The organism is Stenotrophomonas sp. GL_111 (genome assembly GCF_057835245.1).
Window position 1 is genome coordinate 4,162,007 of the sequence record NZ_CM174421.1, and the last position, 23,116, is coordinate 4,185,122.

The 23,116-nt window shown below is 68.5% G+C and carries 20 protein-coding genes; 13 read left to right on the top strand and 7 right to left on the bottom strand.

Translation table 11 applies throughout. From position 1 onward, the window contains the following. Nucleotides 1-42 precede the first annotated feature (42 nt). Nucleotides 43-927, top strand: coding sequence for a malonyl-ACP O-methyltransferase BioC (gene bioC / locus AC3IPM_RS18485; RefSeq protein ID WP_489301690.1), 885 nt, complete (start codon nucleotides 43-45; stop codon nucleotides 925-927). 10 nt (nucleotides 928-937) lie between these two features. Here the strand turns inward: bioC and AC3IPM_RS18490 are convergent, their stop codons facing one another. Further along, nucleotides 938-1,558 (bottom strand): YdcF family protein, encoded by a 621-nt coding sequence (locus tag AC3IPM_RS18490; RefSeq protein ID WP_489301691.1) that lies wholly within the window; start codon nucleotides 1,556-1,558, stop codon nucleotides 938-940. Further along, nucleotides 1,543-2,502 carry a pyridoxal-phosphate dependent enzyme gene (locus AC3IPM_RS18495; protein ID WP_489301692.1) on the bottom strand — a complete coding sequence of 320 codons (960 nt, stop codon included), beginning with the start codon at nucleotides 2,500-2,502 and terminating at the stop codon, nucleotides 1,543-1,545. The genes AC3IPM_RS18490 and AC3IPM_RS18495 overlap by 16 nt, the downstream gene beginning before the upstream one ends. Before the next feature lie 146 nt (nucleotides 2,503-2,648). On the opposite strand from AC3IPM_RS18495, the gene AC3IPM_RS18500 reads away from it, so the two are divergent. The 10 genes from AC3IPM_RS18500 to AC3IPM_RS18545 all read left to right on the top strand — a co-directional run bounded on the left by AC3IPM_RS18500 (nucleotide 2,649) and on the right by AC3IPM_RS18545 (nucleotide 14,180). Next, nucleotides 2,649-3,155: a hypothetical protein gene (locus tag AC3IPM_RS18500; protein WP_489301693.1), complete on the top strand. Its 507-nt coding sequence runs from the start codon at nucleotides 2,649-2,651 to the stop codon at nucleotides 3,153-3,155. 492 nt (nucleotides 3,156-3,647) lie between these two features. After that, nucleotides 3,648-5,552 carry a tRNA uridine-5-carboxymethylaminomethyl(34) synthesis enzyme MnmG gene (gene mnmG / locus AC3IPM_RS18505; RefSeq protein WP_489301694.1) on the top strand — a complete coding sequence of 635 codons (1,905 nt, stop codon included), beginning with the start codon at nucleotides 3,648-3,650 and terminating at the stop codon, nucleotides 5,550-5,552. A gap of 129 nt (nucleotides 5,553-5,681) precedes the next feature. Then, a complete protein-coding gene (locus tag AC3IPM_RS18510) occupies nucleotides 5,682-6,500 on the top strand; it encodes a nucleotidyltransferase domain-containing protein (RefSeq protein ID WP_489301695.1) in 819 nt (272 codons plus the stop codon). Nucleotides 6,501-6,603: 103 nt separating this feature from the next. After that, nucleotides 6,604-7,146: a gamma carbonic anhydrase family protein gene (locus AC3IPM_RS18515; protein ID WP_489301696.1), complete on the top strand. Its 543-nt coding sequence runs from the start codon at nucleotides 6,604-6,606 to the stop codon at nucleotides 7,144-7,146. A 168-nt stretch (nucleotides 7,147-7,314) separates the two neighbouring features. Continuing rightward, on the top strand, nucleotides 7,315-8,004 hold the full coding sequence (locus tag AC3IPM_RS18520; protein WP_489301697.1) for an RDD family protein: 690 nt from the start codon (nucleotides 7,315-7,317) through the stop codon (nucleotides 8,002-8,004). Next, nucleotides 8,001-8,993, top strand: coding sequence for a stage II sporulation protein M (locus AC3IPM_RS18525; RefSeq protein WP_489301698.1), 993 nt, complete (start codon nucleotides 8,001-8,003; stop codon nucleotides 8,991-8,993). Before AC3IPM_RS18520 ends, AC3IPM_RS18525 begins: the two co-directional genes overlap by 4 nt. Continuing rightward, a complete protein-coding gene (locus AC3IPM_RS18530; RefSeq protein ID WP_489301699.1) occupies nucleotides 8,983-10,656 on the top strand; it encodes a DUF4129 domain-containing protein in 1,674 nt (557 codons plus the stop codon). The genes AC3IPM_RS18525 and AC3IPM_RS18530 overlap by 11 nt, the downstream gene beginning before the upstream one ends. Continuing rightward, nucleotides 10,653-11,831: a DUF4350 domain-containing protein gene (locus AC3IPM_RS18535; protein WP_489301700.1), complete on the top strand. Its 1,179-nt coding sequence runs from the start codon at nucleotides 10,653-10,655 to the stop codon at nucleotides 11,829-11,831. The genes AC3IPM_RS18530 and AC3IPM_RS18535 overlap by 4 nt, the downstream gene beginning before the upstream one ends. Next, complete coding sequence (locus tag AC3IPM_RS18540) at nucleotides 11,828-12,844, top strand: AAA family ATPase (protein ID WP_489301701.1); 1,017 nt, start codon at nucleotides 11,828-11,830, stop codon at nucleotides 12,842-12,844. Before AC3IPM_RS18535 ends, AC3IPM_RS18540 begins: the two co-directional genes overlap by 4 nt. A gap of 37 nt (nucleotides 12,845-12,881) precedes the next feature. Continuing rightward, nucleotides 12,882-14,180 (top strand): DUF58 domain-containing protein, encoded by a 1,299-nt coding sequence (locus tag AC3IPM_RS18545; RefSeq protein ID WP_489301702.1) that lies wholly within the window; start codon nucleotides 12,882-12,884, stop codon nucleotides 14,178-14,180. A gap of 605 nt (nucleotides 14,181-14,785) precedes the next feature. Here the strand turns inward: AC3IPM_RS18545 and AC3IPM_RS18550 are convergent. Both AC3IPM_RS18550 and AC3IPM_RS18555 read right to left on the bottom strand, forming a co-directional pair. Then, a complete protein-coding gene (locus AC3IPM_RS18550) occupies nucleotides 14,786-15,964 on the bottom strand; it encodes a glutathionylspermidine synthase family protein (RefSeq protein ID WP_489301703.1) in 1,179 nt (392 codons plus the stop codon). A gap of 3 nt (nucleotides 15,965-15,967) precedes the next feature. After that, nucleotides 15,968-16,531 carry a DUF1190 domain-containing protein gene (locus AC3IPM_RS18555; RefSeq protein WP_489301704.1) on the bottom strand — a complete coding sequence of 188 codons (564 nt, stop codon included), beginning with the start codon at nucleotides 16,529-16,531 and terminating at the stop codon, nucleotides 15,968-15,970. 203 nt (nucleotides 16,532-16,734) lie between these two features. Between AC3IPM_RS18555 and ilvD the strand changes: the two genes are divergently transcribed. After that, complete coding sequence (gene ilvD, locus AC3IPM_RS18560; protein WP_489301705.1) at nucleotides 16,735-18,573, top strand: dihydroxy-acid dehydratase; 1,839 nt, start codon at nucleotides 16,735-16,737, stop codon at nucleotides 18,571-18,573. 179 nt (nucleotides 18,574-18,752) lie between these two features. Here the strand turns inward: ilvD and dinG are convergent, their stop codons facing one another. The 3 genes from dinG to aroE all read right to left on the bottom strand — a co-directional run bounded on the left by dinG (nucleotide 18,753) and on the right by aroE (nucleotide 22,167). Next, nucleotides 18,753-20,855, bottom strand: a complete 2,103-nt coding sequence (dinG, locus tag AC3IPM_RS18565) for an ATP-dependent DNA helicase DinG (protein ID WP_489301706.1) — start codon at nucleotides 20,853-20,855, stop codon at nucleotides 18,753-18,755. A gap of 107 nt (nucleotides 20,856-20,962) precedes the next feature. After that, nucleotides 20,963-21,316 carry a hypothetical protein gene (locus AC3IPM_RS18570; protein WP_489301707.1) on the bottom strand — a complete coding sequence of 118 codons (354 nt, stop codon included), beginning with the start codon at nucleotides 21,314-21,316 and terminating at the stop codon, nucleotides 20,963-20,965. A 5-nt stretch (nucleotides 21,317-21,321) separates the two neighbouring features. Next, nucleotides 21,322-22,167, bottom strand: a complete 846-nt coding sequence (gene aroE, locus AC3IPM_RS18575) for a shikimate dehydrogenase (RefSeq protein ID WP_489301708.1) — start codon at nucleotides 22,165-22,167, stop codon at nucleotides 21,322-21,324. Between the two features lie 54 nt (nucleotides 22,168-22,221). On the opposite strand from aroE, the gene AC3IPM_RS18580 reads away from it, so the two are divergent. Beyond that, nucleotides 22,222-23,094, top strand: a complete 873-nt coding sequence (locus AC3IPM_RS18580; RefSeq protein WP_489301709.1) for a TolB family protein — start codon at nucleotides 22,222-22,224, stop codon at nucleotides 23,092-23,094. Nucleotides 23,095-23,116: the final 22 nt, after the last annotated feature.

The following is a 23,116-nucleotide window of genomic DNA, read 5'->3' on the forward strand; positions in this document are numbered from 1 at the left end:
GCACCACGTCCACCGCCTCACCGTTTCCGCAGCGAGTATTCCATGACGTCCAGTTTCGATCCGCACCACGTCCGCCGCGCGTTCTCGCGTGCCGCCAGCAGCTACGATGCCGCCGCCGCGCTGCAGCGTGAGGTGGAAAAACGCCTGCTGGAATCACTGGACTACCTGGAAGCGCGGCAGCCGCAGGTGGTGCTGGACATCGGCAGCGGCACCGGCCACGCCAGTGCGGCGATGAAGAAGCGCTGGCCCAAGGCGCAGGTGATCGCGCTGGACCTGGCCGAGCCGATGCTGCGCGAAGCCAAAAAACAGGCCGGTTGGTGGAAGCCGTTCACCCGCGTGTGTGCCGATGCACAGGCACTGCCGCTGCTGGACCAGAGCGTGGATGTGATCTTCAGCAACCTGTGCCTGCAATGGGTGGAAGACCTGCCTGCGGTGTTCGCCGGCTTCCGCCGCGTGCTCAAGCCCGGCGGCCTGTTGGTGTGTTCAACCTTCGGCCCGGACACGCTGGTGGAGCTGCGCGAGGCCTTCGCCCAGGCCGACGCGGTGCCGCATGTCAGCCGCTTCGCGCCGATCGCGCAGTTCGGCGATGCGCTGATGATGTCCGGTTTCCGCGACCCGGTGCTGGACCGCGACCTGTTCACCCTCACCTACGATGACCTGACCGCGTTGATGCGCGAGTTGCAGGCCATCGGCGCCACCAACGCCCGCCACGACCGCCGCCACACCCTCACCGGCCGCGGCCGCTTCGATGCCGCGCGCGCGGCCTACGAACCGCTGCGCCGCGACGACGGCAAGCTGCCCAGCAGCTGGGAAGTGATCTACGCACACGCCTGGGCCCCCGATGCCGGCGCGCCCATCCGCGAGCACGGCCACGACGTGGCCAGCGTACCGGTCTCGGCAATTCCGATCCGGCGCAAACAGCCCTGAGTCCTACGACTCAGCCACCGCTCTGTGGAAACAGATCGCGGTGGAAGAAGTAGATTTCCTGCGCCAGGAAGCGCCAGCTGGTGTGGAAGCTGCGGAAGCGCGTGCTCGGTGTCGAAGACGCTAATGCATCGATGCCCAGCTCGCGTGCCAGGCGCAGCGCGCGCGCCATGTGCAGCGGATCGCTGACGATGATCACCCGGTGCAGGTGGCGCTGCTGCATCAACCGGCGCGCCTCGATCAGGTTCTGCCGGGTGGTGCGCGAGGCGGTCTCGATCAGGATCGCCTCGTCCGGCACGCCCTGCTTGAGCGCATAGCGGCGCGCCACCTGCGATTCGGAGAAGCGCGCCGCCGTACCGCCGTAGCCGCCGGTGAAGATCAGCAGCGGCGCATAGCCCTGCTGGTACAGATCCAGCCCGTGCCGGATGCGTTCTTCAAACACCGGTGAGGGCTTGGCGTCATACGCGGCCGCGCCCAGCACGATGATCGCGTCGGCCTTGGCGGCCTGGTCGCGCTCGCCCACCCACACGATCCACGCAGTCACGCACAGCAGCCATACCGCCAGCGCGATGCACAACCGCCACACCCAACCCAGCAGCCCCGGCCGCGCGCGTCGGCTCATGCCTGCGCCCATGGCAAGGCATCCAGGTCGACATTGCCACCGGACAGCACCACGCCCACCCGCAGCCCGGCAAAGCGCGCCGGTTCGGCCAGGATCGCGGCCAGGGTGATCGCCGAAGACGGTTCCACCACCTGCTTGAGCACCTGCCAGAGCAGCCGCATCGCCGCGATGGTGGCCGCGTCGCTGACCGTGATCACCTCGGCGGCACCGTGCAGCAGCGCGAAGTTGGGCGCGCCCAGCGTGGTGCGCAGGCCATCGCAGACGGTGTCCGGGGTGAAGTCGATGCGGCGCTCGCCGGCGGCCAGCGAACGCGCGGTATCGGCCGCCCCCTCCGGCTCGGCCAGGATCAGCCGCGTGCCGGCAGCCGCCGCCTGCAGCGCCAGGCGGGTACCCGACGCCAACCCACCGCCGCCGACCGGCACCACCAGCACATCGAAGGGGCCGTGGCTGTGCAGCAGTTCCAGCGCGGCGGTGCCCTGCCCGGCCATCACCAGCGGGTTGGTATAGGGGTGCACCAGGCTGGCGCCGGTTTCGGCCTGGACCTGGGCGCACATCCCCTCGCGTGCGGCGATGCCCGCCTCACAGCGCCACAGCGTGGCACCGTGGCGGACGATATTGGCCAGCTTGGTGGCCACCGCGCCCTGCGGCACCACCACATGGCAGGCGATCCCACGGGTCCGCGCGGCCAGGGCCAACGCCGCACCATGATTGCCCGAGGAGTGGGTCACCACGCCGTGCGCGGCCTGTTCCGGGGCCAGCGCCCACACCGCATTGCAGGCACCACGGAACTTGAACGCGCCGCTGCGCTGCAGGTGTTCGGCCTTGAAGGACAGTGCCGCGCCGCTCAGCGTATCCAGGGTGCGCGACTGCAGCACCGGGGTCACGCGGGCATGCGGGGCAATGCGCGCGGCAGCGGCCAGCAGATCATCGACACAGGGCAAGGGTGAATCGCTCATGACGCAAGATTAACGTATGGCCCCCACTCGCATCGCCTGCTGCGACCGTGACACCATGCCAATCATTCATTCAGTGCGGCCAAGTTAAGGGCCGATTCAATGCGACGGGCTGAAGCTGGGCCCATACCCTCTGGGGGGACCCGATCATGAAGATGCGCTTGATGTTCGCCGGTGGCCTGCTGCTGGCCCTGTCCGGCTGCGCCACCTACGACTATGTCGGCGGTGGTGGCGGCAGCGGTTACTACCACGGTGCGCCGTCGGTGGAGTACCGCTATCCGTATGGCTACCCCGGTGGCTATGGCGGTGGCGGCTACTACGGCGGTGGCTATTACGGTGGCGGTTACGGTGGCGGTGGCTATCCGTACTACCGGCCGTATCCGAACTATCGCCCGCCGCACAACCATCGCCCGCCGCCGCGCCCGGACAACGGCGGAAATCCGTCGCGACCGCCGGATCGCCCGCGCCCGACCTACAACGGTGGCTCGCCGTGGCGGAACATGGATTCGGTCGGCGGGCGTCGTCCGCCGCAGGTGCAGCAGCAACAGCAGCAACGCCCGTCGCCTCCGCCGCAGGCGCGACCGGCACAGGCGCCCAGCCAACCGCAGCGCCGGATGAACGGTTCCCCGTGGCGCAATATGAACAATGTGAACTGACGCACAAATGGGTGCGAAAGCGGCTTGATTTTCACGTGCCTGGCGGTTCAATCTAGCCAGGCGGTGACGGGTTCGGTCGCAAAATGACCCAGCGCGTCACATTCAGCTTTATGTCGATATCCGACAGGAATCTCTGGATCCCCCCTGTTCCGGCCCTGTCGGATGTCGGCACCTATAAAACAGAAGGCCCCGCCATGGCGGGGCTTTCTGTTTTTGGATCGGTGCAAAGCCGGTGGCCGGAAAAAAACAGGGCCGACAGTCCCCCGACTGTCGGCCCCTCTGCTTCCCCGGGATGCGCATGGACCGGCCCCTGTTCCAATTCCGGTCCGTAGCGCCTGCGCGCCTGCCATCCTGGGTGCTATTGGGTTATCTGCAGAAAACGTGCCAACTTGAGGGTTATTTTTATCGCCCTGCCCGATTGGCGCTAAAATCACCACCCGCGCCCTCTCCCCAGGGCCGATCCAGGCGTCCGCGCCCCCGAGTTCCCTCGACATGACCGATTCCTTCTACCGTTACGACGTCATCGTGATCGGCGGCGGCCACGCCGGCACCGAAGCTGCGCTGGCGTCTGCCCGCAGCGGCGCGCGCACCCTGCTGCTGACCCACAACGTGGAAACCATCGGCGCGATGAGCTGCAACCCGGCCATCGGCGGCATCGGCAAGGGCCACCTGGTCAAGGAGATCGATGCCCTCGGCGGGGCCATGGCGCACGCCGCCGACCGTGCCGGCATCCAGTGGCGCACCCTGAACGCCTCCAAGGGCCCGGCCGTGCGCGCGACCCGCTGCCAGGCCGACCGCAACCTGTACCGGATGGCGATCCGCCAGATGGTCGAAGCACAGCCCAACCTGACCGTGTTCCAGGCGGCGGTGGACGACCTGCTGATCGAGAACAACGCCGCCGGTGCCGATGCGGTGCGCGGCGTGGTCACCCAGACCGGGCTGCGCTTCACCGCGCCGGCCGTGGTGCTGACCGCCGGCACCTTCCTGGCCGGCAAGATCCACGTCGGCCAGACCCAGTACGCGGCCGGCCGCATGGGCGACCCGCCGGCCACCACCCTGGCCGCGCGCCTGCGCGAGCGTCCGTTCGTGATCGACCGCCTGAAGACCGGCACCCCGCCGCGTATCGACGGCCGCTCGCTGGACTACCGCGTGATGGACGAGCAGCCCGGCGATTCGCCGCGCCCGGTGATGTCCTTCCTTGGCAGCGTTGCCGAGCACCCGGCCCAGGTCAGCTGCTGGATCACCCATACCAGCGAGCAGACCCACGAGATCATCCGGGGCGCGCTGCACCGCTCGCCGCTGTACAGCGGCCAGATCGAAGGCATCGGCCCGCGCTACTGCCCGTCCATCGAAGACAAGGTGGTGCGTTTCGCCGAGAAGGCCAGCCACCAGATCTTCGTCGAGCCCGAAGGGCTGGACGTGGTGGAGATCTACCCCAACGGCATTTCCACCTCGCTGCCGTTCGATGTGCAGCTGGCGCTGGTGCGCAGTATCCGCGGCTTCGAGAACGCGCACATCACCCGTCCCGGCTATGCGATCGAGTACGACTTCTTCGATCCGCGCGGGCTGTACAACACGCTGCAGACCAAGGCGGTATCCGGGCTGTTCTTCGCCGGCCAGATCAACGGCACCACCGGCTACGAAGAAGCCGCCGCGCAGGGCCTGCTGGCCGGCATCAACGCCGCCCGCCATGTGCGCGACGAAGCCGGCTGGTGCCCACGCCGCGACGAGGCCTACCTGGGCGTGCTGGTGGATGACCTGATCACCCACGGCACCACCGAGCCGTATCGCATGTTCACCAGCCGCGCCGAGTACCGGCTGCAGCTGCGCGAAGACAACGCCGATGTGCGCCTGACCTCGACCGGTCGCACGCTGGGCCTGGTCGATGAACGCCGCTGGTCCGCGTTCCAGACCAAGCAGGAAGCCGTGGCCACCGAATCGGCCCGGCTGCGTGCGCTGTGGGCAACCCCCGGCAATGCGCTCGGTCGCGAAGTGGAAGCCACGCTGGGCGTTGCGGTCAGCCGCGAAACCAACGTGCTGGACCTGATCAAGCGCCCCGAACTGGACTACGCCAAACTGATGCAGGTGCCTTCGCTTGGGCCGGCCGTGGCCGATGCCAAGGTGGCCGAGCAGGTCGAGATCGGCGTGAAGTACGCCGGCTACCTGGACCGTCAGCGCGACGAGATCGAGCGCCAGCAGCGCCACGAAAACACCGCGATCGCCGCCGATTTCGATTACAGCGGCGTGCGCGGCCTGTCGGCCGAAGTGCAGCAGAAGCTTGAGCGCGTGCGCCCGCAGACCCTCGGCCAGGCCCAGCGTATTCCGGGCATGACCCCGGCGGCGATCTCCCTGTTGCTGGTGCATCTGGAACGCGCGCGACGCAGCCGCGTGGCGTGAAGCCTTCGGCGCGCCCCCTTACCAAGGGGGCTCTCCTCATCGCCTGCTTCGGTAGTGCCGGCCGCTGGCCGGCTGTGCATAATCCAGGGTCAACCGGGCAATCGCCGTAGCGCGCAGGAAAGCACCCCCATGGATATCCACCCGATCGCGCCGGAGAAGCGCAGCGCCGTATTGAGCGAACTGGAACGGATCGAGCGTGACCACGATGTCCGCATCCTGCTGGCCTGCGAGTCCGGCAGCCGCGGCTGGGGATTTTCCTCGCCCGACAGCGACTACGACGCCCGCTTCATCTACGTCCATCGCCAGCCGTGGTACTTGAGCGTCAACGAGCTCACCGGCCCCGGCCAGGCCCAGCGCGACGTGATCGAACTCCCCATCGATGACGAACTCGATGTCAGCGGCTGGGACCTGCGCAAGGCGCTGCGGCTGGTGTCCAAGTCCAACCCGACCCTGTCGGAGTGGCTGCGCTCGCCCATCGTGTACCGGCAGGAGGCGACGGCGGTGGCGCAGCTGCGCGAGGCGGTGGACCAGTTCCATTCGCCACTGGGCAGTTGGTGGCACTACTTCAACATGGCCCAGGCCAACTTCCGTGGCTACCTGCGCGGCGAGAGGGTACGCACCAAGAAGTATCTGTACGTGCTGCGCCCGCTGCTGGCCTGCCGTTGGATCGAGTGCGAACCCACGCCACCGCCGATGGCCTTCGAACTGCTGCTGGACCGGTTGCTGCCCGGCGGCCCGGTGCGCGCCGCCATCGACCAGCTGCTGGAGATCAAGCGCGCCAGCGCGGAAGTTGCCGATGGCCCGCGTGTGGCCGCCATCAGCACGTACATCGAAGCCGAACTGGAAGACATGGCCCGTGCGGCACCCAGGCTGGCCTCCGGCACCGGCGAAGCCCGGCAGCTGGACGACCTGTTCCGGCGGATGCTGGCTACACACGCGCCGGTGTAACGCCACGCCATGCGTGGCGGACGTCGGCGACGCCCGCGCTATCATCCTGTCACCGGAACACCGCCCTCAGCGACGCTCCGGCCCTGTCTTTCCGGAGTGCCGCATGTCCCCGATCCGCCCGTTCCTCGACAAACTGCCGGTCATCGGCGCGCGCTGCTACATCGACCCGGCCTGCACCATCATCGGTGACGTGGAACTGGGCGATGACGTGTCGGTGTGGCCGGGTACGGTGATCCGCGGCGACGTCAACCATGTGCGCATCGGCGCGCGCAGCAACATCCAGGACGGCACCATCATCCATGTCAGCCACCACAGCCCGTACAACCTGGAAGGCTTCCCCACGCTGATCGGCGAGGGCGTCACCGTGGGCCACGGCACCATCATCCATGCCTGCAGCATCGGCGATTACTGCCTGATCGGCATGGGCGCGTGCATCCTCGATGGCGCGCGTGTGGAAAAGCATGGCTTCGTCGGCGCCGGCGCGGTGGTCGGCCCGGGCAAGGTGGTGGGCGAAGGCGAGCTGTGGGTGGGCAACCCGGCGCGGCTGGTGCGCACGCTCAGCGCCAAGCAGATCGAATCGCTGCACTATTCGGCCGACCACTATGTGCGCCTGAAGGACAAATACCTCGGCAGCCTGCCGGGGTGATCACGCAGCCGGACGTCGCGTCCGGCCCGCTGGCCGCCGCCACGCTGGGCATCGGCACGCCTGCGCGGTACAGTCCACAGCCGACCAGGAAGCAGTCGAGAACCGCATGCCGCCGCTGGCAGCCGACCGGAGAGGAATCCGGGCCCCCTTCTCCCGCACCGGGTGCGCATGAGCGCACCGATGCTGGATACCTACCGTGAAGTGATCACGCCCGAAGGCGTGCTGCTGCAGCTGCCGGCCGCCGGCCCGGTGCCGCGTGCGCTGGCCTGGGCGATCGACTTCGTGGTGCGCTTTGGCGCGTTGACGATGCTGAGCATTCCGCTGGCCTTCCTTGGCGACTTCGGCAAGGGCCTCTACCTGGCACTGATGTTCGCGCTGATGTGGGCCTACACCATCGTGCAGGAAGCCTGCTGGGGCCGCACCCTGGGCAAGCGCGCGCTGGGCCTGCGCGTGGTCGCGCGCGACGGCGCGCCGATCGGCTGGATGGCCGCGATCACCCGCAACCTGCTGCGCACCGTGGACATGCTGCCGTTCGGCTACGCGCTGGGGCTGCTGTCGAGCCTGTTCGATGCGCATGGCCGCCGCCTCGGGGATCTGGTCGCCGGCACCGTGGTGATCCACGACAGCCCACGCACGACCGCAGCCAGCGTCGCCATCGACAGCGTGCTGGCGCCGCCGCTTCCGCTGCAGCCGGCCGAACAGCTCGCGGTGGTCGCCTTTGCCGAACGGGCCCCGCGCCTGTCCGCGCCGCGCCAGCAGGAACTGGCCGCCATCGCCGAGCCGCTCAGTGGCGCCCAGGGCCAGGTCGGGGTACTGCGCCTGTACGCGATGGCCAACTGGTTGCTGGGGCGCCGATGAGACAGGAACAGTTCGTGCTGCGCTACCAGGCCGAATGGCAGGCACTGGAACACTGGCTGGCCAGCCGCGGTGACGCCGGCCGTCGGGCGCGCCGGCAACCGGCTGCCGCAGGCCTGGACGATGCCGATTTCCCGCAGCACTACCGGCGGCTATGCCAGCAGCTGGCCCTGGCGCGCAAGCGCGGTTACAGCCCGCAGCTGGTCGCGCGCCTGCAGGCGCTGATGCAACAGGGCCACGGGCTGCTGTACCGCACCCCGCCGCCGCGTTGGCGCCGCGCCGTGGAATTCCTGTTCGCCGACTTCCCGCAGCTGGTGCGCAGCCAGGCACGCAGCATGTGGGTGGCCACGGCCCTGTTCGTGGTGCCGCTGCTGGCCAGCTTCGGCTTGATCCAATGGCGGCCGGAGCTGATCCACGCACTGATGGACAACGCCCAGATCGCCGCGATGGAACGCATGTACGACCCGGCCTCGCCACACCTGGGCCGCGACAGCGGCACCGACTGGATGATGTTCGGCTACTACATCATGAACAACATCAGCATCGGTCTGCGCACCTTCGCCAGTGGCCTGCTGGCCGGCGTCGGCACGGTGCTGGTGCTGCTGTTCAACGGCCTGACCATCGGCGCGGTGGCCGGCCACCTGCAGCATATCGGCCATGGCGACCCGTTCTGGCGCTTCGTGGTCGGGCACGGTTCGTTCGAGCTGACGGCCATCGTCATCGCCGGTGGCGCCGGCCTGCAGCTGGGCATGAAACTGCTGGCCCCGGGCCGCCGCCGCCGCATCGATGCGCTGGTCGAAGGTGGCCGCATCGGCGCTCGGCTGTGCCTGGGCGTGGTCGCGATGCTGCTGGTGGCCGCCTTCATCGAAGCGTTCTGGTCGTCCATTGCCGAAGTACCGGCGTGGGGCAAGTTCAGCGTGGCGGCCGTGCTGTGGACGCTGGTGGCGCTGTGGTTGTGGCGGGGCGGACGCGGGAGCAGCCGTGCGCATTGACCAGCTCAACGTCGCCCTGCGCGCGCGCAGCGGTTGGGAAGCCATGGAACTGGGCACCGCACTGGTGCGCCGGCATGCGCGTGCGATCTGGCTGCCCTCGCTGCTGCTGGGCCTGCCGCTGTTCGCGGTGCTCAATGCCCTGGCCTGGTGGGCAGACGCGTTCGGCTGGGCGTGGCTGCTGATGTGGTGGCTGAAACCGCTGTTCGACCGCCTCACGCTGTACGTGGTCTCGCGGGGCGTGTTCGGTGACGTACCCGGACCACTGCAGACCCTGCGCGCGCAGAAGCACTGGGGCACCACCGGGTTCTGGGGGTATCTGGGCTGGCGTCGCTTCAGTGCGCTGCGTTCGCTGATGCTGCCGGTCAATCTGCTCGAAGGCACCGATCCGGAGCACCGCCGCGAACGTCGGCGCGCCATTGCCGGGTCGACCTTCGGTCATGCGCTGCTGTTGACCGGCACCTGCATGGCGTTCGAACTGGTGTTGGTGGTCGGTGCAATCGCCGCGGTGTTCCTGTTCATTCCCCTGGAACTGCTGTCCGACTCCTGGCGCGCGGCGTGGGAGATGATCCAGCACGACACCCCGGCGTGGGCGCGGCTGGGCCTGAACCTGGTGTTCTGGTTGGCCGCGCTGCTGATCGGCCCGTTCTATGTTGGCGCGGGTTTTGGGCTGTACCTCAACCGGCGCACCGAGCTGGAAGCGTGGGATGTGGAGATCGCCTTCCGTCGCCTGCGCGAGCGCCTGCAGCAGGCCGCGCCACTGCTGGTGTTGGCACTGGTGCTGGTCTGGCCGGGTGCGACCGTGCATGCCCAGGCGGCGGGTGACACGGCGCCAAGCTGCAAGGCCCCAGCGTCCGCGGCACCCGATGACGGTGCCCAGGACGACGAAGCGGATGTGGACGAGGTCGGGGACGAGGACGAGGACGAGGACGTCGACGAATCGACGCTCGACTACGCCAACGATCCGGCCAATACCCCCGAGCGCATCTTTGCCGACAGCACCGCCGATACCGCCGGCTTCCGCCAGGCCGTGCAGCGCGCCTATGAAGACCCGTTGCAGAGCCCTACCCGCAGCGTGACCAAGTGGAAGTCGCTGCAGGCGGACAAGGACGCCGACAAGGACAAGGCCAAGGACGCCGCCGAGCAGGACCGCCTGCGCAAGCAGTTGCCCAATGCCTTGGCGCGCTGGTCGGCGCGGATTGCCGAATGGGGTCTGTGGGTGATGGTCGGTGGATTGCTGCTGGTGCTGCTGCTGACCGCGCGGCGCTGGCTGCCCTGGCTGCGCGGGGGTGGCCGTGCGCAGCGCGAGGCCAGCGCACGCGTGCTCGAAGACCCGGTTCTGGTTCCCGACGAAGTGCCGCCGGATGTCGCCACACGCGCCCGTGCGCTGTGGCAGCAAGGGCGGCCGCGCCAGGCGCTGGCGCTGCTGTACCGGGCCAGCGTGGCCTCGATGAGCGAGCGCATCCAGAGCACGCTGCCGCCCGGTGCCACCGAGGCGCAGTGCCTGCGGGCATCGCGACGCATGCCCGACGCAACCGACCGCGATCTGTTCGCGCAGATCGTGCGGATGTGGCAGTACGCCGCCTATGCCGGCCGCCTGCCCAGCCAGGCGGCATTCGATGACCTGGCCACTACCCTGCAACAGCAGTTCCGGTGGCGCGCATGAGCCTGCGCATGCGTTGGTTGCTGGTGGCCCTGGTCGCGCTGGTGCTGGCAGTGCCGTTGACGGTGCTGTTCCTGCGCACCCACGAACAGGTCACCGAGGTGGAGCGGTTGCCGCCGCAGGGTGAGGCCAGCTACAACCCGTTGTACGTTCTGGGCCAGGCGCTGCGCGCCGACGGCATTACCGTGCAGTCGCGGCCGCGATTGGACCTGGCGGCGATGGCGCTGCAGCCGCACGACAGCGTGGTGCTGCTGCAGCACAGCGCTGAATTGACACCGCCGAGCGCACGGGCGCTGCTGGCCTGGGTCGAACGTGGCGGCCACCTGGTCCTGCGTACACCGCCGCTGACGTCTGCCGATCTGGATGACAACGGTCCATTGCTGGACGCATTGGGCGTGGACAGCATCGGCTATGAAGGCGCCTGCCAGGCGTTCCATGTGCGCGACGATCCGCACCATGTCGAGTTCTGCAAAGGCCGTCGCTTCGGCGTGCAGGCCGCGCCCGGCATGCAGATGGCACGCCAGTGGGGCGATGACGAGAACGGCCTGGTGTTCGCCCGGCTGCGCCACGGTGCCGGCCACGTGGACGTCCTGGCCGACCTGGAATTCATGAAGGGCAACGTACGTCCGTTCGACGACGAAGACCCCAAGAACAACGCCATCGACGGCCTGCACGACAAGGCCCATCGCGACCTGACCCGCTACGTGCTCGCGCCCAACTACGGCCAGGGCACGACGTGGCTGATCTACGCCGCGCGCCCGCCATCGCTGTGGCAACGGCTGTTCTACCAGGGCTGGCCGGTCTGGGTGCCACTGCTGCTGGCGCTGCTGGGCTGGCTGTGGCAGCGCGCGCAGCGGCTCGGCAGCGTGTTGCCATCGCCGGCGGTCGAACGCCGCTCGCTGCTGGAACACGTGCGTGCCAGTGGCGAACACCTGCTGCGCTTCGGCCGCGCACCCCTGCTGCATGACGCGGTGCTACGCGCGTTCCTGGCCCGGTTGCGGCGGCGTGCGCCGAGCGCGGCCGCGCTCACAGGCGAGGCCCAGGCCATGGCCATCGCCGGCCTGCTGGACTGGCCGTACACCCGCGTCCACACCGCCCTGCAGACCCCTGCTGCCCACGACGTCGCCGGCCTGCGCGACCGCATCCGCCTGCTGATCCAGATGAGAAACCTGCTATGACCGAGCCGACCGTTCCGCCGCCGCTGCTTCCCTCCGAACCGTCCCCGCCGGCATTGGCCGGGCCGGGCCTGGTCGAACGCGTCGATGCCGTGCGCGATGCCGTCGGCCGCGCCTTCATCGGCCAGCCCGAGGTGCTCGACCAGATCCTGATCGCGCTGCTCGCCGGTGGCCACGTGCTGATCGAGGGCGTGCCCGGGCTGGGCAAGACCCTGCTGGTGCGCGCGCTGGCGCAGGCGCTGGAGCTGGACTACGGGCGCGTGCAGTTCACCCCCGACCTGATGCCCAGCGATGTCAGCGGGCATGCGGTGTACGACCCCAAGTCGGAAAGCTTCAAGATCCGTCGCGGCCCGGTGTTCACCAACCTGCTGCTGGCCGATGAAATCAACCGCGCGCCGGCCAAGACCCAGTCCGCGTTGCTGGAAGTGATGCAGGAAGGCCAGGTCACCATCGAGGGCAAGTCGTTCGCGTTGAGCCCGCCGTTCCTGGCGTTGGCCACGCAGAACCCGGTGGAGCAGGAAGGCACCTACCCGTTGCCCGAAGCGCAGCTGGACCGCTTCCTGCTCAAGGTGATGATCGACTATCCCTCGCTGGAAGATGAGAAGCGCATGGTCGATGCGATCACCACCGGCCGCAGCGCCTCGGACTTCGATCTGTCGCAGGTACCGCGCGTGCTCAGCGCGGCCGATGTGGTCGCGCTGCAGCAGGCCACCGCCGCGATCACGGTGGACCCGCAGGTGATCGACTACGCGGTGCGCATTGTCGCTGCCACCCGGCGTTGGCCGGGCATCGCGCTCGGTGCCGGGCCGCGCGGCAGCATCGCACTGGTGCGTGCGGCGCGTGCGCAGGCGGTGTTGTCCGGCCGCGACTTCGTCACCCCCGACGATGTGCGCGACATCGCCAAGCCGGCGCTGCGCCACCGCATCGCACTGGCCCCGGAACTGCAGATCGAAGGCCAGTCCGCCGACGATGCACTGACCGCGTTGCTGGCCAAGGTGGAAGCCCCCCGTCAATGACTCTGGGCCGTCCTGTTCCCGTGCGCAGGTGCCCGCGATGAGGCCCGCGCCGCTGCTGCTGGTGCTGCTCGCCGGCTGGGGCCTGCTCGGGCTGCCGGTCGCGCTCGGGTACTGGCCGGCGTGGAGCTGGTATGCGGCCGCGGCCGGCATCGCGCTGCTGGCGCTGATCGACCTGCTGCGGCTGTGGCGGCGTCCCGCGCCGACGGTGCAGCGTGAACTGCCTGAAGCACTGGCCTTGAACGTCGAGCGCAGCGTCACGCTGCGGCTGGAATCCAGCCACCACCAGCGCGTGGACGTGTTCGACCTGGTGCCCGGCGCCTGGTCGCTGCAGGGCCTGCCGCAGGCGCTGCGGCTCAAGCCGCTGGTGGCCAGCAGCTTCCAGTACCGGCTCACCCCCACCGCGCGCGGACGCTTCGTGTTCGAGGGCGTGCACCTGCGCCTGCACGCACCGTGGCGGCTGTGGCGACAGCGCCGGCTGCTGCCACCTGCGTTGACGGTGCGGGTCTATCCCAACTTCGCGCCGCTCACCCGGTTCGCGCTGTTCAGTGCCGAACAGGCCTCGCGGCTGGTCGGCGCACACCTGAAGCGACGCCGCGGCGAAGGCACCGATTTCCACCAGATGCGCGAGTACCGCATCGGCGACAGCCTGCGCCAGATCGACTGGAAGGCGACTTCGCGCGCACGCAAGCTGGTGTCGCGCGAGTACCAGGACGAGAAGAACCAGCAGCTGCTGCTGATGATCGACACCGGCCGCCGGATGATGGCCAGCGAAGGCGGCCTGTCGCACTTCGACCACGTGCTCAATGCCGCGCTGGTGGTGTCCTATCTGGCGCTTCGCCAGGGCGATGGCGTGGGCCTGTTCGCCAGCGGTGGCGATACCCGCTGGGTGGCGCCCAAGCGCGGTATGGGCGCGATCGATACGCTGCTCCGGGCCAGTTATGACCTGCAGCCGCAACCGGTGGCGACCGACTATCTGGCTGCCGCCACCGAGCTGACCCTGCGCCAGCGCCGACGCTCGCTGGTGATGCTGGTCACCAACGTGCGCGATGAGGACATCGAAGACCTGCTCGCCGCCGTGCGTCTGCTGCAGCGCCAGCACCTGGTGTGCGTGGCCAGCCTGCGCGAGCGCGAGCTGGACGATGCCCTGACGCAGCCGGTGGAGACCCTGCAGGACGCTGCCCAGGCCGGTGCTATCGCGCGCTACCTGCAGCAGCGCAACGACGCCCACGAAGCCCTGCGCAGCCATCGCGTGATGGTGCTCGACGTCACCGCCGACGCCCTGCCCGGCGCGCTGGTGGAGCGCTACCTCGCGGTCAAGCGCGACGGCCTGCTGTAGCGCCACGCCATGCGTGGCTATCGCGGCGAAAGCCGCGCAGATTCATCCGCCTGCGCTGTGCCGGAACGAAGGCGTGTGTCATGGGGTTCATGGTGCCGGAACGGAGAGCAGCCATGCATGGCATGGCTCTACCCAATGCATCCGAAGCACATAGGTAGAGCCATGCCATGCATGGCTATCGCGGCGACAGCCGCGCAGATCCCTCCGTCCGTGCGCTGCCGGAACGAAGGCGTGTGTCAGGCGTTCATGGTGTTGGAATGGAAAGCAGCCATGCATGGCATGGCTCTACCAGAAGCATCCGAAGCCCATGGGTAGAGCCACGCCATGCGTGGCTATCGCGGCGAATGCCGCGCAGATCCCTCCGCCTGCGCGATGCTGGAACGAAGGCATGCGTCAGGGATTCATGGTGTCGGAACGGAGAGCAGCCATGCATGGCATGGCCCCACCAAACGCATCCGAAGCACATAGGTAGAGCCACGCCACGCGTGGCTATCGCGGCGAAAGCCGCGCAGATCCATCCGCCTGCGCTGTACCGGAACGAAGGCGTGTGTCAGGCGTTCATGGCGCCGGAGCGGAGAGCAGCCATGCATGGCATGGCGCTACCATCACACGTAAATCCGCGTCGGGGCTTCATCAATGATCGCGTGCGGCACAAACCGCGCACTGTCGCGGGTGATGCGGCTGTTGTCCTCGCGAATGCCCATGCCGCAGGCCTGGTCGCCCACCACCCAGCTGCCGACCAGCGGGTAGCCGCCGTCGAACGCGGTCAGCGGATGTGCCGCCTGGCGGATTGCCGGGCCGGTGTACGGGCCTTCGCTTTCCTGCCAGCTGCCGTCGGCCAGGTGCATGGCCACGTTGGCGCCTTCGCGCGAGAACAGCGGCTTGCGCACCCAGCCACGCGGCAACGCGCTGCGGTCGTCGAACTCGGCCGCCAGCAGATTGGGATGGCCGCGGTGGCGCTCCCACAGCAACGGCAGCACGCCCTTGTTGCTGAGGATCGCCTTCCAGGCCGGCTCCAGCAGCTGCACGCCCGCCCCCGGCAGGGCCTGGCCGAACGACTCGGTCATCAGGTCTTCCAGCGGGTACAGCTTGAACAGGCTGCCGATCACGGTGTCGTCCAGCGCGGTGAAGCGGCCGTCTTCGGACAGCCCGATGTCTTCAATGGCGATGCTCTCACCCCGCAGCCCGGCCTGGGCCGCGCAGTCGCGCAGGTAGGCCACGGTGCCCTGGTCTTCCTCCGAGCTGCCCATCGCGCTGAAGTACAGCGGCGGCGGCAGCTGCGCGGACAGTTCGCCAAAGCGCGCCACCAGTGCTTCGTGGATCGCATTGAACTGGTCCGCGTGCGGCGGCAGGCGGTTCTGGTTGCGCTGGTCTTCCAGCCATTGCCACTGGAAGAACGACGCTTCGAACAGCGAGGTCGGGGTGTCGTAATTAAGCTCATAAAGCTTGGCCGGGCCGGTGCCGTCGTAGGCGAAATCCAGCCGGCCGTACAGATGCGGCTCGCGGCGGCGCCAGCTCGCGGCGATCCAGTCGCGGAACGCCACCGGGATCGCCAACTGGTCCATCAGCTGTTCACTGCCTACCACCTCATCGACCAGGCCCATCGCCATCGCATGCAGCTCGGCGCTGGGGTCTTCGATGTCCTGCTCGATCTGACGCAGGGTGAAGGCGTAGTACGCGGTTTCATCCCAGTACGGCAGGCCGTCGATGGTGTGGAAGCGGAACCCCGATTCCTCGGCCCGGGCGCGCCATTGGCTGCGCTCGGCAATACGCACGCGCTGCATGGGTCAGCCGCCGACGCTGCTGCGGTTGGCGCTGCTGCTGCCAAAGCCACCACGGCTGGCGGTGACCGCACGGTTCGGGGTGGCCGAGACCGGGGCCAGCCCGGCCTTGCCGGCGCCGATGCCGCTGGCGGTGTTCAAGCCGCCGCTGCCACCCGGGGCCGGGCGCGCCCAACCCTTGGCCTTGTCCTGGTAGGCCGGGCTGGACGCCGGGGCCTGGGCCAGGCCGGCGCCACGGTTGCTGAGCATCTGCGACATGAAGAAGCCCATCATCATCGGGCCGATGAACGACTGGCCGGTCGAGGTCTTCTGTTCCACGCACTGCTCGGCGTTGTATTCGGCCTCACAGGCCGCGCGCGAGGCGTACTTGGGGGCCGCGTCGGCGGACTGCTTCTGTGCGTCAGCGAAGGCGTTGCGGCAGCTGGACGGGTCACCGGTGGCTTCGGTGCAGGCCTGCACCGAGGTATACAGCCCTTCCTGCACCTGGACGGCAGCGTCCTTCTGGCAGGCGGTGAACAGCAGCGGCGCGGCACTCATCAGCAGCAGCGCGGTGGTCCTGGAACGTTTCATGGCGTCATGCCCCCTCGTGCGGTTATCCCCTCAATCATGCCTGATCGGGCCGGACAACCAAAACCGGCCCACCCGGAAACATGAACACCGTTTCAGCATTCGTCGCCAGCGGTGCCGACGGCTTGGTTGCAAACGCAACCGAGATTTTTCGGCAGAATCGAGGGGAATCGCGCCCCCACGGCCCGCCAGATCCTGCCAGCCCCATGCCTGAATACCGCTCCCGCACCTCCACCGCCGGCCGCAACATGGCCGGCGCCCGCGCCCTGTGGCGCGCCACCGGCATGACCGACGGCGACTTCCACAAGCCGATCATCGCCATCGCCAACTCGTTCACCCAGTTCGTGCCCGGCCACGTGCACCTCAAGGACCTGGGCCAGCTGGTGGCGCGCGAGATCGAGCAGGTCGGCGGCGTGGCCAAGGAGTTCAACACCATCGCGGTGGATGACGGCATCGCCATGGGCCACGACGGCATGCTGTACTCGCTGCCCAGCCGCGAGATCATCGCCGACTCGGTGGAGTACATGGTCAATGCGCACTGCGCCGATGCGCTGGTGTGCATTTCCAACTGCGACAAAATCACCCCCGGCATGTTGATGGCCGCGCTGCGCCTGAACATTCCGGTGGTGTTCGTCTCCGGTGGGCCGATGGAAGCGGGCAAGACCGCGTTGTCCGAACACAAACTCGACCTGGTCGACGCGATGGTGATCGCCGCCGACGAAAGCGCCAGCGATGAGAAGGTCGCCGAGTACGAGCGCGCCGCCTGCCCCACCTGCGGTTCGTGCTCGGGCATGTTCACCGCCAACTCGATGAACTGCCTGACCGAAGCGCTGGGGCTGTCGCTACCCGGCAATGGCTCGACCCTGGCCACGCACGCCGACCGCGAGCAGCTGTTCCGCCGCGCCGGCCGGCTGGTGGTGGAGCTGTGCCACCGCTGGTACGGCGGCGAGGATGCCAGCGCCCTGCCGCGCGGCATCGCCACCCGCGCCGCCTTCGAGAACGCGATGACCCTGGACATCGCGATGGGCGGTTCCACCAACACCATCCTGCACCTGCTGGCGGCTGCGCAGGAGGCGGATGTGGATTTCGATCTGCATGCCATCGATGCGCTGTCGCGGCGCGTGCCGCAGCTGTGCAAGGTGGCCCCGAACAGCCCCAAGTACCACATGGAAGACGTGCACCGCGCCGGCGGCGTGTACGGCATCCTCGGCGAGCTGGCACGCGGGGGCCTGCTGCATACCGGGGTGCCGACCGTGCACAGCCGCACCCTGGCCGATGCGATTGCGCGCTGGGACGTGGCGGTGAGTGCGGACGAGGCCGTGCAGACGTTCTTCCGCGCCGGGCCGGCCGGCATCCCCACCCAGGTTGCCTTCAGCCAGGCCACGCGCTGGCCGACGCTGGACGTGGACCGTGCCGAGGGCTGCATCCGCGCCGTCGCCCATGCCTATTCGGCCGAGGGTGGGCTGGCGGTGCTGCGCGGCAACCTGGCGCTGGACGGCTGCGTGGTGAAGACCGCCGGTGTGGATGATTCGATCCACATTTTCGAGGGTACGGCGCGGGTGTTTGAAAGCCAGGACGCCGCGGTGGCCGGGATCCTCGCCGACCAGGTGGTGGCCGGGGATGTGGTGGTGATCCGCTACGAAGGCCCCAAGGGCGGCCCGGGCATGCAGGAGATGCTGTACCCCACCAGCTATTTGAAATCCAAGGGCCTGGGCAAGCAGTGTGCGCTGCTCACCGACGGGCGTTTTTCCGGGGGCACCTCGGGGCTGTCGATCGGCCACGCATCGCCGGAAGCGGCCGCGGGTGGCGCCATCGGGCTGGTGCGCGACGGTGATCGCATCCGCATCGATATTCCGGCGCGGCGCATTGATCTGTTGGTGGATGAAGCCACGATGGCGGCACGCCGCCTCGAACAGGATGCGCTTGGCTGGAAGCCGCGTGAGGCGCGCCCACGCAAGGTCACCGGCGCGTTGAAGGCATATGCGTTGTTGGCCACGAGTGCGGACAAGGGCGCGGTGCGGGATCTGTCGAAGCTGGACGATTGAAAGGCATTGCCACGCATGGTGTGGCACTACCGCATCGGGGTAGAGCCACGCCATGCGTGGCTATCGCGGCGACAGCCGCGCAGATGCATCCGCCTGCGCGGTGGCCGAACGAAGGCGTGCGTCAGGCGTTCATGGCGTCGGAATGAAGAGCCGCCATGCGTGGCATGGCGCTACCGGGCTTACCCGATCACCCGCTTGAACGGTGGCAGTGCATCGATGATGCGCTTGCCGTAGCGGCGGGTCAGCAGGCGTGAGTCGAGGATGATCACGCGGCCGGTGTCGGTGGAGGTGCGGATCAAGCGCCCGGAGAACTGGGTCAGCGTGCGCAGCGCGTGCGGGATCGCGATCAGGTTGAAGGCGTTGAGGCCGCGGCTTTCAAACCACTCGCTCAAGGTCGAGGTCTGCGGGTCGGTCGGGACGGCGAACGGCACCTGGGTGATCACCACCGTGGTGCAGGCCTCGCCGGGCAGATCCAGGCCTTCGCCGAACGAATTCAGGCCGAACAGCACCGAGCCCTCGCCGGCCGCCGTGCGGCGCAGATGCTCGTCGATCATCTTCTGCTTGGCGCCCTCGCCCTGCACCAGCACCCGCTTGCGCTGCGCAGCCGGCATCAGCTCGGCCACCTTTTCCATCTTCCAGCGCGAGGTGAACAGCACCATGCTGCCCTTGTCCCAGTCCAGTTCCTTGACCAGGTACTTGGCCACTTCCTTGGGATGACCCTCGCGGTCGTCCGGGGTGACCGGGAACGCGGGCACGATCAGCTGGGCCTGGTTGGGCAGGTCGAAGGGCGAGGACAGCGAGACCATCTCGGCCTCGCCCGGGATGCCGTTGTCGATTGCCAGCGCCTGGAAGTCACCGCCCCCGGTGAGCGTGGCGGAGGTCATCACCACCGAATCCACTTCGTCCCACAGCAGCTTTCGCAGCACGTTGGCCGCCGACACCGGCGAGCCGTGCAGCACCAGGTCGCCATCGCGTGACAGGGTGACCCAGCGCGCCATCGGCGGCTGGCCGTCCTTGTCCTCGCGGCGCCAGGCGGTCCACAGGTTGTGCTGCTGCTCGATCATCTCCAACGCCATGCCCAGGGTGCGCTGCAGGCGCTCGCGCGCGGCGTCCTCGGGCTTGCCCTTGGCCACCTGCGCATGCGCGGCGTGGGCCCAGTTGAACAGCGCGCGGGTATCGTCGGCGATGCCTTCGATATCGGCCATCCAGCTCTCCGGCAGGCGGCCGTTCGGCGCGCGCCACATCGGCTCCTGCGCGCTCGGGTCGGGTTGCCAGCTGCGGCTGATCAGATCGCGGAACATCTTCAGCTGCTTGCTGACCTTGGCGGCGACTTCGATCGCTTCATTGGGCAGCAGGTTGCCCAGCTTGTCCTTGTCCACCGCCCGGTAGGCCGCGGCGATCACGATCTGCAGGCGACCGGTGCGCTTGGCCATCTCGTCCAGCGCCAGGCTGGCCGCGCCCTGGTCGATGGCGACGCTGCCGATGTGGTGGCCTTCATCCAGGACCAGCAGCATGTCCGACGGCGGTGCGATCAACGGCTGGCCGTTGTCGCTTTCGCCGATCGACAGCGCCGACAGCAGCAGCGCGTGGTTGGTGACCACGATCTGCGCTTCGCGCACGGTGTTGCGCGAGCGCAGTACCGCGCACTGCGCCGAGTAGGCGCACTTGCGCCCCGCACAGCCGGAGGCCGGGGTGGTGATGCGCGAGCGCAGCGAGGCGCTGATGGTCTCCGGCGCGCTGTCCAGGTCGCCGTTCCAGCGGCCTTCCAGGAAATCCTTGCTCAGCTTCTGGGCCAGGTCCATCTCGATTGGCGCCAGCGGTCGGTCGAACAGCGGTTGCTCGTCTTCGAACATGCCTTCCTGCGCCCCATCGCCATGCGCCTCGGCGGCATTGCGCGTGCACAGGTAGCGGGTGCGGCCCTTGGCCAGCGCCACGGTCGCCTCGATGCCGGTGGCCTTGAGGAAATTGGGGATATCGCGCTCGAACAGCTGCGACTGCAACGCCACGGTGCCGGTGCTGATCACCAGTTTCTTCCTGGTGGCCAGCGCGATCGGCACGCCTGCGGTCAGATAGCCCAGCGATTTACCCACGCCGGTGGGCGCTTCGACCACGCCGACGCCGCCGCTATTGGCCAGCGCACGCGAGACCACGCCGATCATCTGGCTCTGCGAACGCCGGGTGCTGAAGCCGGGGGTATTGGCCTGCAGCTTGGCGTAGGCGTCGCGGATGACGGTCTTGAGCTCGTCGTTCAGCGCGCGCGGGGCTTCAACTTTTTCGGTCACGCCGGGAGCTACCTGCCTGGATCACGGCGGGTATTTTCTCACGAGCGGGGCGCGGACACCGGCGCGGATTTCCGCGCCGGTTCAGATCCGGGATGCAGGTCCGGTGTTCAGCCCGCCGCCACGGCGTTGCGGTTGCGCAGCGTGCGGGTCAGCGCCCACACCAGCAGTACCACGCCCAGCGCGTCGACCAGGCCCAGCACGAAGTGCCCCATGCCCAGCCACATCGACATGCTGCGCACTGATTCGAAGCTGCCCTGCTGCACCAGCCACATCGGCACCACATTCAGCACCAGCCCGGCCAGGTTGGCTGCGGCCAGCAGCGCCAGCGACCACAGCGCCACGTTGCGCACGGTGGTGGCCGGGGTATCGATCACCCACACCACCGAGATCGCCAGGGCAATCAGGATCGGCAGGCGCGTGACGGTCATGCCCAGCACCGAGATCAACAGGTCCATGTCCATGCCGCTCAGTCCTCGCCGGCCAGCGCGTGCTGGCCGCGCAGTTCGGCGTACACCGCGTCGGTCTGCGGGCGCACCGCGTGCCACTGCAGGAAGCTCTCGGCGGCCTGCTCGACCAGCATGCCCAGCCCGTCCACCACGTTGCGGCACCCGGCCGAACGCGCCCAGGCGGTGAAGGCGATGGCCGCTTCGCCGTAGTTGAGGTCCACTGCGGTGGTCATGCTGTTGACCAGCGACAGCGGCAGCTTGAACTCGTTGGCGCGGTCGTGGCCGGCCGAAGAGGCATTGACGATCAGTTCGAAGTCGCCCAGTTCGCGGATGTCTTCCCAGTAGCGGGTGATCGCGCGGCCCGGTTCGCCCATCGCGTCGATCAACGCATCGGCGCGCTCCGGGGTACGGTTGACCACCACCAGCTCCAGGATGCCCGCATCCAGCAGGGCCGGGGCGACGCTGCGCGCCGAACCACCGGCACCGATCAGCAGCGTGCGGCGGCCACGCAGGTCCAGCCCGTGGCGGTCGGTGAGGTCGCGCACCAGGCCGATGCCATCGGTGGTGTCACCGTGCCAGCGGTCGCCCTTGCGCAGCAGGGTGTTGACCGCACCGGCCCGGCGCGCACGCGAGGTCAGCGTGGTGCACAGCGCGAACGCGGCTTCCTTGTGCGGCGCGGTGACGTTGGCGCCCACGCCACCCTCGGCCGCGAAGGCTTCCAACGCGGCGTGGAAATCGGCGGGCGCGGCATCGATGGCGCGGTAATCCAGCGCGATGCCCTCCTGGCGGCCGAACACACTGTGGATGTGCGGCGACTGCGAGTGCGCGATGGGGTGGCCGAATACGGCGTAACGGTCGGCGGTCATGGGTTTTCCTGCTCCGGGCCTAGAATGGAACGCAAACCCCCAACAGAAGCGGCTATGCGCACTCCATTGTCACTGCTCGCGCTGAGCATCAGTTTACTCTTCGCGCCACAGGCAAGGGCGCTTTCCGAATTCGGCATCGAAGGCATGGGCGTGGTCTCGACCAAGGCCAACGAGGCCCAGGCCACGATCGCCCCGGATGGCCAGCGCATCGTCTGGGCCTCCGACCGCGCCGGGGGCGCCGGCGGCTGGGACCTGTGGCAGGCGGTGCTGCGCGACGGACGCTGGCAGGACCCCACGCCGCTTGCACTCAATACCGCCAGCGACGAGGTCGACCCGTACTTCAGTCGTGACGGCAGGTGGCTGTACTTCGCCTCCAACCGCAGCGGCGGGCGCGGCGGGTTGGACCTGTACGGGGTGCGGGTGGGCGGCGATGGCAGCTTCGGGCCGGTCATGGCGATGCCGGTGACGCTCAACACCGCCGCCGACGAGCGCCGCCCGGCGATGCGTCCGGACGGCCAGGCACTGCTGTTCGCGCGCAATGGCAAGGGCACCCACGGCGGCTTCGATCTGTATCTGGCGACCGTAAAGGACAACGGCTTCAGCACGGTGGCGGCGTTGCCGGCCCCGCTCAACAGCGCGGCCGACGAGCTGGGTGGCGACTGGCTGGACACCAGCGGGGCGCTGGCGATCACCCGGGTCACCGGCGCCACCTCGCAGGTGTGGTTGGTGGGGTGTGACTACCGCCAGCCGGCGACACCGCTGGCGCTGTCGTTCAATACGGCCGACGGACAGACCGGTGCACCGGTGGTGGATGCGTCCAAGCCGTCGGAACTGGTGGTGGCGGGCATGGCACGCGCGCCGCGTGCCGGCGGGCTGGATCTGTACCGGATGAAGACGCCGGCGGCGCCGGCGGGTGTCTGCCCCTGACGGGGTCGCGCGTGGCGGTAAA

Bases quoted from the DNA above. Each gene is read 5' to 3' on its own strand.
- AC3IPM_RS18520 (WP_489301697.1), top strand. From the start codon at position 7,315: ATGAGCGCACCGATGCTGGATACCTACCGTGAAGTGATCACGCCCGAA.
- AC3IPM_RS18515 (WP_489301696.1), top strand. From the start codon at position 6,604: ATGTCCCCGATCCGCCCGTTCCTCGACAAACTGCCGGTCATCGGCGCG.
- AC3IPM_RS18525 (WP_489301698.1), top strand. From the start codon at position 8,001: ATGAGACAGGAACAGTTCGTGCTGCGCTACCAGGCCGAATGGCAGGCA.
- AC3IPM_RS18500 (WP_489301693.1), top strand. From the start codon at position 2,649: ATGAAGATGCGCTTGATGTTCGCCGGTGGCCTGCTGCTGGCCCTGTCC.
- AC3IPM_RS18490 (WP_489301691.1), bottom strand. From the start codon at position 1,558: ATGGGCGCAGGCATGAGCCGACGCGCGCGGCCGGGGCTGCTGGGTTGG.
- bioC (WP_489301690.1), top strand. From the start codon at position 43: ATGACGTCCAGTTTCGATCCGCACCACGTCCGCCGCGCGTTCTCGCGT.
- AC3IPM_RS18570 (WP_489301707.1), bottom strand. From the start codon at position 21,316: ATGGACATGGACCTGTTGATCTCGGTGCTGGGCATGACCGTCACGCGC.
- AC3IPM_RS18540 (WP_489301701.1), top strand. From the start codon at position 11,828: ATGACCGAGCCGACCGTTCCGCCGCCGCTGCTTCCCTCCGAACCGTCC.
- aroE (WP_489301708.1), bottom strand. From the start codon at position 22,167: ATGACCGCCGACCGTTACGCCGTATTCGGCCACCCCATCGCGCACTCG.
- AC3IPM_RS18545 (WP_489301702.1), top strand. From the start codon at position 12,882: ATGAGGCCCGCGCCGCTGCTGCTGGTGCTGCTCGCCGGCTGGGGCCTG.
- AC3IPM_RS18555 (WP_489301704.1), bottom strand. From the start codon at position 16,531: ATGAAACGTTCCAGGACCACCGCGCTGCTGCTGATGAGTGCCGCGCCG.
- AC3IPM_RS18510 (WP_489301695.1), top strand. From the start codon at position 5,682: ATGGATATCCACCCGATCGCGCCGGAGAAGCGCAGCGCCGTATTGAGC.
- ilvD (WP_489301705.1), top strand. From the start codon at position 16,735: ATGCCTGAATACCGCTCCCGCACCTCCACCGCCGGCCGCAACATGGCC.
- mnmG (WP_489301694.1), top strand. From the start codon at position 3,648: ATGACCGATTCCTTCTACCGTTACGACGTCATCGTGATCGGCGGCGGC.
- AC3IPM_RS18495 (WP_489301692.1), bottom strand. From the start codon at position 2,502: ATGAGCGATTCACCCTTGCCCTGTGTCGATGATCTGCTGGCCGCTGCC.
- AC3IPM_RS18580 (WP_489301709.1), top strand. From the start codon at position 22,222: ATGCGCACTCCATTGTCACTGCTCGCGCTGAGCATCAGTTTACTCTTC.
- AC3IPM_RS18550 (WP_489301703.1), bottom strand. From the start codon at position 15,964: ATGCAGCGCGTGCGTATTGCCGAGCGCAGCCAATGGCGCGCCCGGGCC.
- AC3IPM_RS18535 (WP_489301700.1), top strand. From the start codon at position 10,653: ATGAGCCTGCGCATGCGTTGGTTGCTGGTGGCCCTGGTCGCGCTGGTG.